Source organism: Streptomyces sp. NPDC102441, from assembly GCF_044765585.1.
Classification (GTDB): domain Bacteria; phylum Actinomycetota; class Actinomycetes; order Streptomycetales; family Streptomycetaceae; genus Streptomyces.
Map to the genome: position 1 here is coordinate 60300 of NZ_JBIWKH010000014.1, position 14196 is coordinate 74495.

The following is a 14196-nucleotide window of genomic DNA, read 5'->3' on the forward strand; positions in this document are numbered from 1 at the left end:
GAACGCCCGCCATCTACCGCATGAACGTTGGGGAGAGCTACCGGATGCCGCACGCCACCGCCGCGACACCGAACTCCGGGCACCGGCCTCGCTGGTGGACGGAGCTTCCGCTGATCGCGGTGGTGTACGGGCTGTACTCGGTGGGCCGGCTGCTGGTCCACGAGAACATACCGGCGGCCGTGGAGAACGGTCTCGCGATCCTCCGCCTGGAGAAGGCGCTGCATCTCAACGCCGAGCACCCCCTCAACCGGCTGCTGACCGGCCACCCCGCCCTCGGAATACCCGCCGACTTCGCGTACGCCTCCCTGCACTACGTGGTCACCCCGGCCGTCCTGGTCTGGATCTTCCGGCGCCGTACCGCCGCCTACCGGGCGGCCCGTACCTGGCTGATGACGTCCACCCTCCTCGGACTCGTCGGCTTCACGCTGATGCCGACCTGCCCGCCCCGGCTGCTCGACGTCCACCACGGTTTCGTCGACACGATGGCGCAGTACAGCGCGTACGGCTGGTGGGGCGCGGGCGCGAGCGCCCCGCGCGGGCTCAGCGGGATGACCAATCAGTACGCGGCGATGCCGAGCCTGCACGTCGGGTGGGCGGTGTGGTGCGGCGTCCTGCTGTGGCGCCACGGCCGGCATCCGCTCGTCCGGGCGGCGGGGGTCGGCTACCCGCTGGTCATCGTGTTCGTCGTGATGGGCACGGCGAACCACTATTTCCTGGACGCCGTGGCCGGCGCCGCCGTGATGGCCGTCGGCGCGCTGCTGACCAGGCCGTTCATGCGGCTCGCGGACCGCGTCAAGGACCGGGTGAGGGCGGTTTTCGTACAGGTGCCCGCATCTGTCGCCCCCACGGAATCCACGATTGTCAGTGGCGGATGCAAGACTTCCGCGGGTGAGCGAATACCCGGCCGGCGGACCGCCTCCGCAGATTCCAGCGACGCGCGCACCCGCTCCGCGGCCGAAGCCAGCGACGACGCTCCGGCAGCGGCTCGCTGAGCTGCGCGGTCCGGCCGTCGCGCCGCATCCGCTCGACGCACGCGCGCTGGCCGCGCTCGCCGCGAACCCCGGCTGCAAGCGGCGCGCCCTGCTCGACGGCGCGGGCGTCGACAAGGCCGGGCTGGCCACCGCGCTCGGCTCCCCCGCCGCGTTCGGCCAGTCGCAGTTCGCGTTCGTGCGGGGCAACGCCTTCGAGGCGAAGGTCAAGGCCGACGGCGGGACGGAGCTGCTGCGTCTCCTCGTCGAGCGGCTCGGCGGCGGCGCCGAAGCGCCGGCCTCGGCCGTGGTGCCCGATCTGACGGCCGCCGGCCCCGAGGGCCGCGCCGCGCGTACGGCGCTGGCGCTGCGCGAGGCGACGGCGGCCGGCGGCTGGGCGCTGCTCGACCATCCGATGCTGGCCCTGGAGGTCGCGGGCTCACCCGCCTATCTGGAGCCCGACGCCGTGGTGGTGCACCCCGACGGCACCTGGACGGTCGTCGAGATCAAGTCCTTCCCCATGATCGACAGCTCGGCGGACGCCGCGAAGGTCGGTGCGGCGGCCCGCCAGTCCGCGGTCTACGTCCTGGCGCTGGAGCGGGTCGCCGCGAAGACGGAGGGCGCCGAGGTCGGGCACCAGGTCCTGCTGGTCTGCCCGAAGGACTTCTCCAACCTGCCGACCGCCTCGGTCGTGGACGTGCGCAAGCAGCGCGCCGTCACCAGTCGCCAGCTGACCAGGCTGACCCGTGTCGAGGACATCGCGGCCGCCCTGCCCGAGGGCACGACCTTCGACCCTGGCTGCTCCCCCGATGAGCTGGGCACCGCCGTCGAGGCGGTCCCCGCGGCGTACGCCCCCGAGTGCCTGGCGGCGTGCGAGCTGGCTTTCCACTGCCGGGCCAAGGCCCGCGCCGAGGGCGCGGTGGAGTCCCTGGGCCGGAGCGTGCGCGGCGAGCTCGGCGGCCTGACGACGGTCGCCGGAGTCCTGGCCGCGGCGGCAGGCAAGGAGGGCGACCCGGCCGACCCGACGGTGGCGGCCCTGCGCCGGGCCGCCGCGCTGCGGGCCGAGGCCCTGGCCGGTGCGGACGGCGGCGTCCCATGTCGCTGATCAGCACCCTCGCCCGGCTGGAGGCCGTCGACAGCGGGCGGGCCCAGCCGCTGGCCACCGTCCGCCACCGCCATCTGACCCACGGGCCGCTCGTGCTGGTACCGCTGACGACCGCCGGTGAGGCGGGCGCCCCGCTCGGCGCGCTCGTGGGCACGGACCGCGCGGCGCCCCGGCTGCTGGTGGTGGCCCAGCCGCGCGACCGCGATCTGCGGTTCGCGTTCCTCGCCGAGCTGGCCGAGGCGGTGCTGCCGCACATCGAGGCGTACGCCGATGTCGTCGAGCCGGCCGAGCGCACGGAGGCCGATCCCGAGACCGGCAAGAAGGTCAAGGTCGAGGTCGAGCTGTGCGCGGACGCGGCTCAGCTGATCGTGCCCAGCAGGGCCGGCCTCGACTTCGTACGGCTGCTCGGGCGGTCCATGCGGTTCCGGCGTACGGCCGAGGACGACCCGGACACGCCTTACCCGGCCCCCGCCCGTGTGCCGCTGCTCGGCCGCTGGCTGACGCACTACGCGGAGCGGGCCAGGGTGCCGGGCTCCTCGCTGCTGCTGGCCACGACGGATCTGCTGAACCTCCACTGGGCGACGGGGCAGAGCAGCCTGGAGGACCAGCATCTCGGCGCGCTGCTCGCCTGGGTCGATCCGCCGGACGGCGAGTCCGGCGCGGCGGCCGCGCTCCGGGCGGAGCTGGAGCGGGACCGCGCCGGTCAGCTGCTCTGCCCGCCGGCGGGTCCTGCGACGGACCCGGCGTTCGACAACAGGCTGCTGGCGCCCGCGATCGAGCGGTACGACCGGGCGCGCACGGCGCTGGCCGCCGCGGAGGACGGCCTCGACGCCGACACCCGGCTCGGGGAGCTGAGCGGCGCCGAGCGGGAGATCAGGTCGCTGCTCGCGGGGGTGATGCTGCCCACCTGGGACGCCGTGTGGCGGGGTCTCGACCTGCTGCGGGAGCTGCCCGAGGGAACCAGGGCCCAGGACCGCTGGACCAGGGACCGCTGGTCGTTCACCGCGCACCGGGACCGGGTGCGGGCGGGCGAGCCCCCGCAGCCGCGCCGGGACGACGCGGTGACGGCGGCGCAGAAGCTGGCCTCCCGGGAGACCGCCCAGGCGCAGCTGGACGCCCAGGAGGCGCTCGACGATCCGCTGGTGCTGGCGGGGCGCAGGCTGGCGGGCGAGGCGTTCGTCGGGGAGGTGACGGAGGTCGAGATGGCGTACAGCGAGTCGAAGCGGCCCTCGCCGCGCCCCCTGGTCACCATGAGGACCGCCGAGCGCGCGCATCTCGGTGAGCGGACCAAGGTGTACCGCTCGCTGGACGGCAAGCCGCAGACGGCGGAGTTCGTGGGGTACGCCGCCGAGTCCACCGGGGGTCCCGACGCCGGCACGGTCGGTCTCGTCCTGCGGATCACGGACCGGATGGGCCGGAGCAAGGAGCCCGCCCCGGGTTCGGTGCCCGAGCCCGGTGACCGGATCGTCTGGACCCTGTTCGAGCACGACCAGCGCGGCGGTCCGAAGCTGCCCGACCCCGAGGACACCCCGTGGACCCACGGCGGTCCGCCGGGCGCCGACCGCTCCACCGGACCAGCCGAGCAGCCCGACCCCGTGACCGCGGAGGACCTCCGGTGACAGCCGTTCCCGACCCGGGTGCCGCGGCGGCGCGGGCGACCGACGCGATCCTCGGCGACACCCTGCGCGGCACGGCGCGCGGCATCGTGGTGGACTCCCCGCCGGGCGCGGGGAAGTCGACGCTGGTGGTGCGCGCGGCGCTGGAGCTGGCGGCGGCCGGCCGGCCGCTGATGGTGGTCGCGCAGACCAACGCCCAGGTGGACGACCTGGTGGTGCGGCTGGCCGAGAAGGCACCCGAACTCCCGGTGGGCCGGCTGCACAGCAGCGACTCCGATCCGTACGACAAGGTCCTGGACGGCCTGGACAACGTACGCAAGTCGGCGAAGGCGGCGGATCTGGCGGGCCTGGACATCGTCATCTCCACGGCGGCCAAGTGGGCGCACGTGAAGAACGTGGAGCCGTGGGGGCACGCGATCGTCGACGAGGCGTACCAGATGCGGTCGGACGCGCTGCTGGCCGTGGCCGGGCTGTTCGAGCGGGCGCTGTTCGTCGGGGACCCGGGCCAGCTCGACCCGTTCTCGATCGTGGGCGCCGACCAGTGGGCGGGTCTTTCGTACGACCCGTCGGCGAGCGCCGTCTCGACTCTGCTGGCGCACAATCCTGAGCTGCCGCAGCACCGGCTGCCGGTGTCGTGGCGGCTGCCCGCGTCGGCGGCGCCGCTGGTGTCGGACGCGTTCTACCCGTACACACCGTTCCGCAGCGGTACGGACCACGGGGACCGGCGGCTGTCGTTCGGCGTGCCCTCGGACGGGTCGGGCCCGGACCGGGTGCTGGACGAGGCGGCGGAGTCCGGCTGGGGGCTGCTGGAGCTCCCGGCCCGCCACACCCCGCGCACGGACCCCGAGGCGGTCCGGGCGGTGGCCCTGGTGGTGCGCAGGCTGCTGGACCGGGGCGGCGCCGCGACGAGCGAGCGTGGACCGGATCCGGTCCCGGTGACGGCGGAGCGGGTCGCGGTCGGCACGGCCCACCGCGACCAGGCCGCCGCGGTGCGGGCGGCGCTCGCGGAGCTGGGGGTGTCGGGTGTGGCGGTGGACACGGCGAACCGGCTCCAGGGCCGCGAGTTCGATGTGACCGTGGTCCTGCACCCGCTGTCGGGCCGCCCGGACGCCACGGCGTTCCATCTGGAGACGGGCCGCCTGTGCGTCCTGGCCTCACGGCACCGGCACGCGTGCGTCGTGGTGTGCCGTGCCGGGGTGGCCGACCTGCTGGACGAGCATCCGTCGACGGAGCCGGTCCAGCTGGGCGTGACCGTGAAGTTCCCCGACGGCTGGGAGGCGAACCACGCGGTCCTGGCCCACCTCGCCGAGCATCGCGTGCATTGGGCGCCCTGATTCTGGGCATCGCTCTTGCGCTGGGCTGGACAATGGAAGGTGGCCGTCCGGCCGTCCGAGGAAGGAACACCACATGGCACAACCCGAGCGGAACGAGCGGCAGAGGCTGCGTCCGGCGCCGCTGCTCTTCGAGCCGTCGGAGGCGGCAGCCGATCCGGAGCACTTCTTCGACCTGGAGTCGATGGACGACCCGAAGGAACTGCTGGCCCGCGCGACGGAGCTGACGCTCGCCTTCCGGGCGGCGACCGACCGGGCCGTGGAGTTCCAGGCCCTGGCCGCCGCACAGCTCGCGGATCCGCGCCGCTTCGACCGGCTCACGGCCGCGGACATAGCCGAGCGCGCGGAGTGGACCGAGGACTACGCCAAGAAGATGATCGAGTTCGGCCGGTCCCTGCTGAACGACCCCGCGCCCTGATCCTCGGACCCCACTGCGACCCCTGAGACCGCACGACCGTCCGTCACCGCGGGTACACCTGTGGCATATGCCGTCGGGCAAGATACTCCGCCGGGGTCCACCCTGTCCGGCTTTCGGCAACTCTGGGGAACAGTAGCGTCACAGCCGGTAGACATGACGTCATGAGCGCATGGCTGAATGACGAAACGACCCTGCGGACCGCTGCCGCCCCGCACCACGGTCTCGACATCTTCGCCCTGCTGCGGGACCGCGCCGACCACCGGACCGACGACAGGGCCGCCCAGGTCACGGCGTCCGGTGCCGCGTGGCTGGCGGGCGCCGCCCCCTACCCCCGCAGCACGCTCTCCCAGTGGGAGGCCCGCCCCTCTTCGCCCGGCGTGCTGCCGTGCGGCTCCTTGTTCGACGTCGTGAGTGTGCCCGCGCTGTTCGGCAGGCGCATGCTGGAGCGGCTCTGGGCGGAGGGGCCGGGCTCGGGCCCGGTCGCCACGCACCGGGGGCGGATGCTGCTGTTCGCCTCCCCAGGCACGGCCCAGCGACTGCCGTCCCTGCTGGCGTGGGAGGAGTGGGGCACGGGTTCCGCCGACAGCCCCCGGGGCCACCGGGGCGCACTGCCTCCGGTGCTCTGCCACGGCACGGGGGACGCGGTCACCGTCCCGCCCCTGACCGGTGGTGCGAGCGCCGGCGGGCCCCGCTGGGTGGTCGCCCCCGACACCCGTAACCCCTGGCTTCCGGGACCGGACGTGCTGCTGTGGGCCTGCGTGAGGGTGGGCAGGTCGGCGGCCCCGTCGACCACCGGGAATTCGATTTTTCCTCCCGCCGATCCGGGTGCTAATGTCTACGACGTCAGCAGGCGCCGTTAGCTCAGTTGGTTAGAGCAGCTGACTCTTAATCAGCGGGTCCGGGGTTCGAGTCCCTGACGGCGCACCGACGGAAGAAGCCCCCTCGCGGAAGCGGGGGGGCTTCTTCGTGCGCGTCCGCACAGCTCAGGTGCCGGTGGTGACCCGGACCGTCCAGGCGCCGGAGGGGGTCCGGCCGGCGACGTCGATGCGGATGCGCTCGTCCGGCACGGTGAAGCGCTCGCCCTCCCGGAGCGGGGCGTCCGCGAGCGGCGGGTAGACCGACCGGTCCCAGCAGGCGTCGGAGTCGGGGTGGGTGTCCAGCACCTCGACCGGGCCGCCGCCGGACGGGGTCGCGTTGCGGATCCGGTAGACGAGCACACCCTCGGTGCATGTCGTCCGGTCGTTGCCCGTGGCGCTGCGGGCCTCGATGGCCAGCGCGCTGTCCGGGCCGGTCCTGACGACCGCGAGCCGGGTCCCGACGGACGCGCCGCGCACGGGCACCTCGGCCATGGGCTCCAGGGTGAGGTCGGCGGCGCCCTGCACACACACGACCTCCTTGCCGCCCAGCCAGCCGAGCTTCCACTTGTGCCAGCCGAACAGGTCCGGGGACAGTCCGAACTGGCTGCCCATCACGTCCCAGTCGCCGACATAGGTGTCCCAGTCGCCCTTCCCGTCCTCCGGGCGGTGGTAGAGGTCCGCCAGGTCGAAGACGTGTCCGGTCTCGTGCGCGAGGACGTTCCGGTCCGGCGGGTGCTCCTCGAAGACGGTGACCACACGCCTGATGTCCGTGCCGTCGGCGCGTACCGGGCGGTCGAAGTTGACGACCTTGGTGGCGTCGGAGTCGACACCGGGGGCGTCCGGGTCGGCGACGAGGTAGACGATGTCGTACGCCGAGAAGTCGGTCTGCTCGTCAGCCGCCTCGATGGCGTCGCGCAGATAGGCGCTGCGGCGTTCGGAGCCCCAGTCGCGCTGTATGCCGTACCAGGTGGAGGGGTGGGGCATGGCGGTCCACTGCCGCTGCGGGTGGGCGCGCAGGGTGAATTTCCCGTACGAGGCGCGCTGGAAGAAGCGGGTGGTGGAGGGGAAGTAGTCGGCGGCGAGCACCTCGGGGGGCACGACGGGCTCGGAGTCGGGGAACGAGAGGAAGACCATGACCGCGTCGAGGCCGCGTTCGGGGCGCGGGTAGGCACCGTTCCACGTGTCGAGGCCGAGGGAGTGGTGTGCGCCGGTCCTGGGCAGGGCGCAGGGTCCCGCGTCCCGCGTCGCCGCCACGGCGGGCCCGGCGACGAGTCCGGTGGCGGCGACCGCCAGGAGGGACGTGAGAGCAGCCGCCGCACTGCGCAGCCTCGGCCTCTCCGACCCCCCGGGTCTGCGCTGACGCGGCACATCTACCTCCGGGTGGCGAACGCGGGACTTCCCACTCACCCTGTGCCGATTCGATGGCGTACGCCCTGTTGTGCTGCCCCACACGGGTCAGCGGAGACCGGGGGCGATCATCCGGAGACATGCGCCACCCCTTACGGAGGGTCACATTCGTTCACTCTGAAATTCGAAACAACCAGATCAGCACAAAAATGATCATCTGCGGCCAATGTGCATGCGGGTGCCGCGCGCGGGACAGGCGTCGGACAGACGTGGGCCATGCGCGTGCCCCCTGTCCGAAACGGCGGGCGCGTTGGAACGGCCGGCGCGCCACCCTCTATGCTTCACCTCGTTTTCCTGCGTGGTTCCCGCCTCCGGCGCGGCGCTCCACTCCACGCACCTGCCCGGCCACACCTGTTCACGACAATCTGCACAGCGGGAGCGAGCGGTGAGCGGAACCTCCGAAGGGCCGACGCCCCGGGCGGGCACGGTCCCCGGCGCCGGGCCACCAGAGGTCACAGAGGGTGATCACCAGCGGCCGGACCTCTCCGAGCTGCGCGACTACCGTGCCGCGTTCGCGGCCTCCGCCCTCCCGATGGCCGTCGTCGACCACCTCGGCCGGATCGTCAGCCCGAACGACGCACTGGGCGGGCTGCTCGGCGCCGACCCCTCGTCCCTGGCCGGGCGGTGCGCCGCCGACCTCGTCGGCCTCGCCTCCGACAGCCCCGTCCGGGAGCAGTACACCGAGGTCCTGCGCGGCGCCCGGCCCCGGCTCCGGTGCACCCGGCGGCTCAAGCACGCCGACGGCAGGCCGCTGTGGGCCGAGATCACCGTCGTGCCGATGGGCGACCCGGCCACCGGCGCGGGCCGTGTGCTGCTGTCGATCGCCGACGTCAGTGACCGGCGCGAGCTGCGGGAGCGGGTGCGCCATCTGCGGATACACGACCCGGTGACCCGGCTGCCCAACCGCACGCTGTTCTTCGAACGGCTCGCGGGCGCACTGGACATCCCGCCGCACCAGGACGGTTCATCGCCCCCGCACCGCCGGATCGGCCTCTGCTACCTGGACATCGACGGCTTCAAGGCGGTCAACGACACCCTGGGGCACGGCACCGGCGACCGGCTGCTCGCCGCCGTCGCCGCACGTCTCACCGACTGCGCCGAGGCCGACGGTCACCGCACCGGCGGTCATCTGGTGGCACGCCTCGGCGGTGACGAGTTCGCGATCCTGGTCGAGGACTCGGCTGGTACCCATCAGCTCACCGAACTCGCCCGCTCGGTTCTCTCCGCCCTCCAGCGGCCGTTCGAGGTGTCCGGGCACCGGCTGTCGGTCTCCGCGTCGATCGGGGTGGTGGAGCGGTCGTCGGCCGGCACGTCGGCCACCGCCCTGATGCAGGCCGCGGACACCACGCTGTACTGGGCGAAGGCCGACGGCCGGGCCCGCTGGACCCTCTTCGACCCCGAGCGCAACGCACACCGGATGACCCGGCAGGCGCTCTCCTCGACCCTCCGCCCGGCCGTCGAGCGCGGGGAGTTCACGCTGGAGTACCAGCCGCTGGTAGGCATGGCGGACGAGGTCGTACGGGGCGTGGAGGCCCTGGTCCGGTGGAACCACCCGCGGTTCGGGCTGCTGGCGCCGAGCCGGTTCGTCCCCATCGCCGAGGAGGACGGCACGATCGTCCAGCTGGGCAGGTGGGTGCTGCGCACGGCCTGCCGCCAGGCCCGCCGCTGGCAGCTGGAGCACCCGGACGACCCCCCGCTGTTCATCAGCGTCAACGTCGCCGTGCGCCAGGTCCGGGACTCCGACCTGGTGGCCGAGGTGGCGGAGATCCTCACCGAGACCGGCCTCGAACCCGGGCTGCTGCAGCTGGAGCTGACCGAGTCCGCGGTGATGGGCTCGTCGGGCAGGCCGCTGCGAGTGCTCCAGGCGCTCAGCGACATGGGCGTCCGAATCGCGATCGACGACTTCGGCACCGGCTACTCCAACCTCGCGTATCTCAGCCGGCTGCCCGTGTCCGTACTGAAGCTGGACGGCTCCTTCGTACGCGGTTTCCGTTACGAGGGCGGCGCGCACCCCAGCCCCGCCGACGAGACGATCGTCGAGGCCATGGTGCAGCTGGCGCACCGCCTGGGCCTGACGGTCACCGCGGAGTGCGTGGAGACCTCGGGCCAGGCGGAGCGGCTGCGCCGGATCGGCTGCGACACCGGGCAGGGGTGGCTGTACTCACGTGCGGTGGCCCCGGAGCGGATCGCCGAGCTGATCGGCACCAGGTCGCCCTGACCGCAGCGCTCAGACGGCCTTCGGCAGCCCGTACGCGTCGGCGATGAGCTCGTACGAGCGCAGCCGGGCCTCGCCGCCGTGTGCGTTGGCCGTGATCATCAGCTCGTCCGCGCCGGTGCGCTTGGCCAGGTCGTCCAGGCCGCTGCGGACCTCGTCCGCCGTGCCGTGGACGATGTCCTTCAGCCAGCCGTCGACGAACTCGCGCTCCATGGGGCTGAAGTCGTGCGCCTCCGCCTCTTCGGGGCTCGGCACGAGGCCCGGGCGCCCGGTGCGCAGCCGGACCATGGACAGGGCACCGGTGAGCACCTGGCGCCTGGCCTCACGCTCGTCGTCGGCGGCCAGCGCCGCGACCCCGATCAGGGCGTAGGGGGCGTCGAGCACCGCGGAGGGCTTGAAGGACTCCCGGTACAGGTCCAGGGCCGGCACGGTGTTCCGGGACGAGAAGTGGTGGGCGAAGGCGAAGGGCAGGCCGAGGACGCCGGCCAGCCGGGCGCTGAAGCCGGAGGAGCCCAGCAGCCAGACGGGCGGGCGGCCGGGTGACTGGACGCCACCGGGCGAGGTGGCCTGCACGGGCCCGGGGACGGCGTGGATACGCGCGTAGGGGTGGCCGTCCGGGAAGTCGTCGTCCAGGAAGCGGGTCAGCTCGGCCAGCTGCTGCGGGAAGTCGTCGGCACCCTCGTTGAGCCGGTCCGTGCGGCGCAGGGCCGCCGCGGTTGCACCGTCCGTGCCGGGGGCGCGGCCGAGGCCGAGGTCGACACGGCCGGGGGCCATCGCCTCCAGGGTGCCGAACTGCTCGGCGATCACCAGGGGTGCGTGGTTCGGCAGCATCACGCCGCCGGAGCCGAGCCTGATGCGCTCGGTGTGGGCGGCCAGGTGCGCGAGGATCACGGCCGGGGACGAGGAGGCCACGCCGGGCATGGAGTGGTGCTCCGCGACCCAGAAGCGGTGGAAACCGCGGCTCTCGGCGAGCTTGGCGATGTCGACACTGGTGCGCAGCGCCTGGGTCGCCGTGCGGCCCTGGCCCACGGTCACCAGGTCGAGCACGGAGAGGGGCACGGAGGCCGTCCCGCCCGCTGTGCCGCGGATCCCGCTGCCTCGGTTCTCGCCGTCTCGGTTCTCGTCGCCTCGGTTCTCGTCCACGTGTTTCGGCCTCTCCGGTGCTACGTCTGTGTATCGGAGGGTGCCAACAGGAGGATGTCTCCGCTTATTCCCGCCCGTTCCCCCGGGGAGGTCCGGAGCACCTACTCCCGGACCTCGATGCCCCGGGGCTCGGAGGCGCCCGGCGGGGGCTCGCGGGTGGCGAACAGGGTGCCGAGTGCGGGGGCCCAGATGTGCCGCTCGGCCAGCCGGAGGCCTTCCCAGACCGCCACCTGGTTGGCGGTGAGGACCGGCTTGCCGAGGAGTTCCTCCAGCTCGGGGACGTACGCGGCGGTGTGCAGGGCGTTGTCGGGGAGCAGGACCACCTCGGCGTCGGGGTGGTCCCCGGCCACGGCCAGCTCCTTCACGAGCTCCACGTCCGCCTCGGCCGCCGCGGACGCCATGACGATCCCGCCGCCCCGGACGGAGGTCACCTCGACGCCTCCGGATCCCAGGAAGCCCCCGAAGAGCGCGGCGACGTCCTCGGAGTAGGTCGCGGCGACCGCGACCCGGGTGGCCCCTAGCTCGCGTATCGCCTGGACGAACGCGATCGACGTACTGGAGGCGGGGAGCCCGGCGGCCCTGGCCAGGTCCGCGGCCTGCTCGTGCGCCCCGGCCCAGCCGTAGGCGAAGCTGCCGCCCGAGCAGGCCCAGACCAACGATTCGGCGCCCGCCATGCGCAGTTCCTCGACACCGGCGCCCAGGCGTTCGGCCGCGCCCGCCTCGCGGAGGTGGTCGGCCCTGCGGACGTCCTCGTCGATGTCGGTGTGAAAGAGCGGCACTCTGATGTCGCTGTCGAGCATGACCTCGATCCGCGGGAAGTCGTCCTCCGCGGCGTGGCCCGGGTAGAGAAGTCCTACGGTCGTCATGTCCACCCTTCCCATGCGTCCGGATGTCCTGTCGGCACTCGTTACCACCGCTGCCCGTGCTTGGGACAAGTATTCCCCTTTTCGTCGCATACCGCCGCCCGCACCAGGGGTGACCTGCGGTTTCTCCCCCTGCACAGAGGCCCTGTTGACGGGTGTGACCCCTGGTGCGAGCGTGGTCATTCCCGATGACCGCTCCCGTGATCCTCGTCCTGGACACCGACCCGTCGCCGCGCCTCGGCCGGCTGACCGGCCGGGCCGTCGTCCGTTACGCCGACGGGAGAACACTGGCCGGCCGGCTCCCCGAGGCGGACGTGCTGCTCGTCTGGGACTTCACCTCGGACGCCGTCCGCGAGGCGTGGCCGGGCGACGGACCACGTCCCCGGTGGGTGCACACGGCGAGCGCCGGGGTGGACCGGCTGCTCTGCCCCGAGCTGGCCGCCTCCCCCACCGTCGTCACCAACGCCCGGGGCGTCTTCGAGCTGCCGATCGCCGAGTACGTCGCGGGGCTTGTGCTCGCCTTCGCGAAGGACCTCCCCCGCACGCTGGAGCTCCAGCGTCAGCGCCGGTGGCGCCACCGGGAGACCCGGGCGCTCGCCGGCAGCCGCGCCGTCGTCGTCGGCGCGGGGCCCGTCGGCCGGGAGATCATGCGGCTGCTGCACGGCCTCGGCGTCCAGGTGGCGCTGGTCGGCCGTACGGCGCGGCGCACGATCCACGGCACCGAGGACCTGGACCGGCTGGCGGCGGGCGCGGACTGGGTGATCTGCGCGGCCCCGCTGACGGACGCGACGCGCGGGATGTTCGACGCCCGCTTCTTCGGGCTGCTCCAGCCTTCCGCCCACTTCGTCAACGTGGGGCGCGGCCCGCTGGTCATCGAGGAGGATCTGGCCGACGCGCTGCGCAGCCACTGGATCGCGGGTGCGGCGCTCGACGTGTTCCAGGAGGAGCCGCTGGGTCCGGGCAGCCCGCTGTGGGACGTACCCGGCCTGCTGGTCTCCCCGCACATGAGCGGGGACACGGCCGGCTGGCGTGACCGGCTGGGCGAGCAGTTCGTCTCGATGTACGAGAGCTGGGCGGCCGGTGAGCCGCTGCCCAACGTGGTGGACATACAGCGCGGTTACGTACCTTCTGCGGACATCCCGAACTGAAGGTCCGGAATGACGGGCGCTCATGAACACACGTACGGCGGGGAATACGCCCCGCACACCCGTCGTCGCCCTCCGCCCATGGCGAGACACGGGAAGGTCACCCTCCGGCCACTGTTCGGTTACATGGCATCGCTTCCTGCATAGACGTCCTGGATAGGGAAGGTGCACACCCTGTCCGGACTGTTCGACACCCCGATTTCTCCAGGAGATTGCGAACCATGGCTGACTTCCCTCACCTGTCCCGTCGGGGCTTCCTCAATCGAACGGCTGCTGTGGGAGGTCTGCTCGTCGTCCCCGGCGTGCTCTCCGCGTGCAGCAAGACCGACGCCGGTTCCACGGACGGTGAGGGCGCGCTCGACAAGCTCCGCAAGCAGGGCTTCGTCCGGGTCGCCTACGCCAACGAGGCCCCGTACGGCTACATGGAGGGCAAGCAGCTCAAGGGCGAGGCCCCCACCCTGCACAAGGAGATCTTCACGGCGCTCGGCGTGAAGGAGCTGAAGCCCACCCTCTCGGAGTGGGACGGCCTGATCCCCGGCCTCCAGGCGGGCAAGTACGACGTCGTGAGCGCCGGCATGGCCATCACTCCCGAGCGCTGCGCCAACGCCGTCTTCTCCGAGCCGGAGTTCATCTCCCCCACCGCGCTGATGGTGAAGAAGGGCAATCCGAAGAAGCTCACCGACCTGGCGTCCGCGAAGGCGGCCGGGGTGACCATCGGCGTGATGTCCGGTGCGGTGGAGGCCTCGTACGCCGAGGGCGCGGGCATCGCCGAGGGGAAGATCAAGACCCTGCAGAAGCCGCAGGACGGCGCGGACGCCGTCAAGGGCGGCCGGGTCGACGCCTTCCTGCTCACCGGTATCTCGCTGCGCTGGCTCGCCAAGACCAACCCGGACACCGAGGTCACCGAGGCCTTCGTCCCCGAGCTGGACGGCGCGAAGCAGTACTCCCCGGGCGGCGCGGTGTTCCGCCAGGGCAACGAGGACCTGCGGGACTCCTTCAACCGCGAACTGAAGAAGATCGTCTCGGACAAGTCGCGCTACGTGGAACTGCTCCAGGCATACGGCTTCGGCGCCACGGAGATTCCGCCGGCCACGCTCAAGACGGCCGACCTGTGCAAGGGCTGACCGG

General features: G+C 72.8%; 12 protein-coding genes and 1 tRNA gene. 10 read left to right on the forward strand and 3 right to left on the reverse strand.

Annotated features, from left to right (window positions below; all coding sequences use genetic code 11):
- The first annotated feature begins 44 nt into the window (after nucleotides 1-44).
- From ACIREO_RS28320 to ACIREO_RS28350, 7 genes are all read left to right on the forward strand, one after another.
- On the forward strand, nucleotides 45-992 hold the full coding sequence (locus tag ACIREO_RS28320; protein ID WP_404115617.1) for a phosphatase PAP2 family protein: 948 nt from the start codon (nucleotides 45-47) through the stop codon (nucleotides 990-992).
- Nucleotides 889-2073, forward strand: coding sequence for a hypothetical protein (locus ACIREO_RS28325; RefSeq protein WP_404115220.1), 1185 nt, complete (start codon nucleotides 889-891; stop codon nucleotides 2071-2073). The genes ACIREO_RS28320 and ACIREO_RS28325 overlap by 104 nt, the downstream gene beginning before the upstream one ends.
- Entirely contained in the window at nucleotides 2064-3692 is a 1629-nt protein-coding gene (locus ACIREO_RS28330) for a hypothetical protein (protein ID WP_404115222.1), read from the forward strand. Before ACIREO_RS28325 ends, ACIREO_RS28330 begins: the two co-directional genes overlap by 10 nt.
- Nucleotides 3689-5023: an AAA domain-containing protein gene (locus tag ACIREO_RS28335; RefSeq protein WP_404115224.1), complete on the forward strand. Its 1335-nt coding sequence runs from the start codon at nucleotides 3689-3691 to the stop codon at nucleotides 5021-5023. The genes ACIREO_RS28330 and ACIREO_RS28335 overlap by 4 nt, the downstream gene beginning before the upstream one ends.
- 73 nt (nucleotides 5024-5096) lie before the next feature.
- Nucleotides 5097-5438, forward strand: coding sequence for a hypothetical protein (locus tag ACIREO_RS28340; protein WP_404115226.1), 342 nt, complete (start codon nucleotides 5097-5099; stop codon nucleotides 5436-5438).
- A gap of 161 nt (nucleotides 5439-5599) precedes the next feature.
- Nucleotides 5600-6298, forward strand: a complete 699-nt coding sequence (locus ACIREO_RS28345) for a hypothetical protein (protein ID WP_404115228.1) — start codon at nucleotides 5600-5602, stop codon at nucleotides 6296-6298.
- Nucleotides 6289-6362: transfer RNA gene (locus ACIREO_RS28350), tRNA-Lys, on the forward strand. Before ACIREO_RS28345 ends, ACIREO_RS28350 begins: the two co-directional genes overlap by 10 nt.
- A gap of 59 nt (nucleotides 6363-6421) precedes the next feature.
- Here the strand turns inward: ACIREO_RS28350 and ACIREO_RS28355 are convergent.
- Entirely contained in the window at nucleotides 6422-7663 is a 1242-nt protein-coding gene (locus tag ACIREO_RS28355) for a M6 family metalloprotease domain-containing protein (RefSeq protein ID WP_404115230.1), read from the reverse strand.
- A gap of 424 nt (nucleotides 7664-8087) precedes the next feature.
- On the opposite strand from ACIREO_RS28355, the gene ACIREO_RS28360 reads away from it, so the two are divergent.
- Nucleotides 8088-9920 (forward strand): putative bifunctional diguanylate cyclase/phosphodiesterase, encoded by a 1833-nt coding sequence (locus ACIREO_RS28360; RefSeq protein ID WP_404115232.1) that lies wholly within the window; start codon nucleotides 8088-8090, stop codon nucleotides 9918-9920.
- 9 nt (nucleotides 9921-9929) lie between these two features.
- Here the strand turns inward: ACIREO_RS28360 and ACIREO_RS28365 are convergent, their stop codons facing one another.
- Together ACIREO_RS28365 and ACIREO_RS28370 are read right to left on the reverse strand one after the other, a co-directional pair.
- Nucleotides 9930-11060: an LLM class flavin-dependent oxidoreductase gene (locus tag ACIREO_RS28365; protein WP_404115234.1), complete on the reverse strand. Its 1131-nt coding sequence runs from the start codon at nucleotides 11058-11060 to the stop codon at nucleotides 9930-9932.
- Nucleotides 11061-11161: 101 nt separating this feature from the next.
- Entirely contained in the window at nucleotides 11162-11926 is a 765-nt protein-coding gene (locus ACIREO_RS28370; protein ID WP_404115236.1) for a decarboxylase, read from the reverse strand.
- A 185-nt stretch (nucleotides 11927-12111) separates the two neighbouring features.
- Here ACIREO_RS28370 and ACIREO_RS28375 point away from each other — a divergent pair, with 185 nt between their 5' ends.
- Nucleotides 12112-13071, forward strand: a complete 960-nt coding sequence (locus ACIREO_RS28375) for a D-2-hydroxyacid dehydrogenase (RefSeq protein WP_404115238.1) — start codon at nucleotides 12112-12114, stop codon at nucleotides 13069-13071.
- A gap of 218 nt (nucleotides 13072-13289) precedes the next feature.
- The gene (gene ehuB / locus ACIREO_RS28380; protein WP_404115240.1) at nucleotides 13290-14192 is read left to right on the forward strand and encodes an ectoine/hydroxyectoine ABC transporter substrate-binding protein EhuB; all 903 of its coding nucleotides are present in this window, start codon (nucleotides 13290-13292) and stop codon (nucleotides 14190-14192) included.
- Nucleotides 14193-14196: the final 4 nt, after the last annotated feature.

Coding starts and splice junctions, on each gene's coding strand:
- ACIREO_RS28320 (WP_404115617.1), top strand. CDS start 45: ATGCCGCACGCCACCGCCGCGACACCGAACTCCGGGCACCGGCCTCGC.
- ACIREO_RS28330 (WP_404115222.1), top strand. CDS start 2,064: ATGTCGCTGATCAGCACCCTCGCCCGGCTGGAGGCCGTCGACAGCGGG.
- ACIREO_RS28340 (WP_404115226.1), top strand. CDS start 5,097: ATGGCACAACCCGAGCGGAACGAGCGGCAGAGGCTGCGTCCGGCGCCG.
- ACIREO_RS28345 (WP_404115228.1), top strand. CDS start 5,600: ATGAGCGCATGGCTGAATGACGAAACGACCCTGCGGACCGCTGCCGCC.
- ACIREO_RS28370 (WP_404115236.1), bottom strand. CDS start 11,926: ATGACGACCGTAGGACTTCTCTACCCGGGCCACGCCGCGGAGGACGAC.
- ACIREO_RS28375 (WP_404115238.1), top strand. CDS start 12,112: ATGACCGCTCCCGTGATCCTCGTCCTGGACACCGACCCGTCGCCGCGC.
- ehuB (WP_404115240.1), top strand. CDS start 13,290: ATGGCTGACTTCCCTCACCTGTCCCGTCGGGGCTTCCTCAATCGAACG.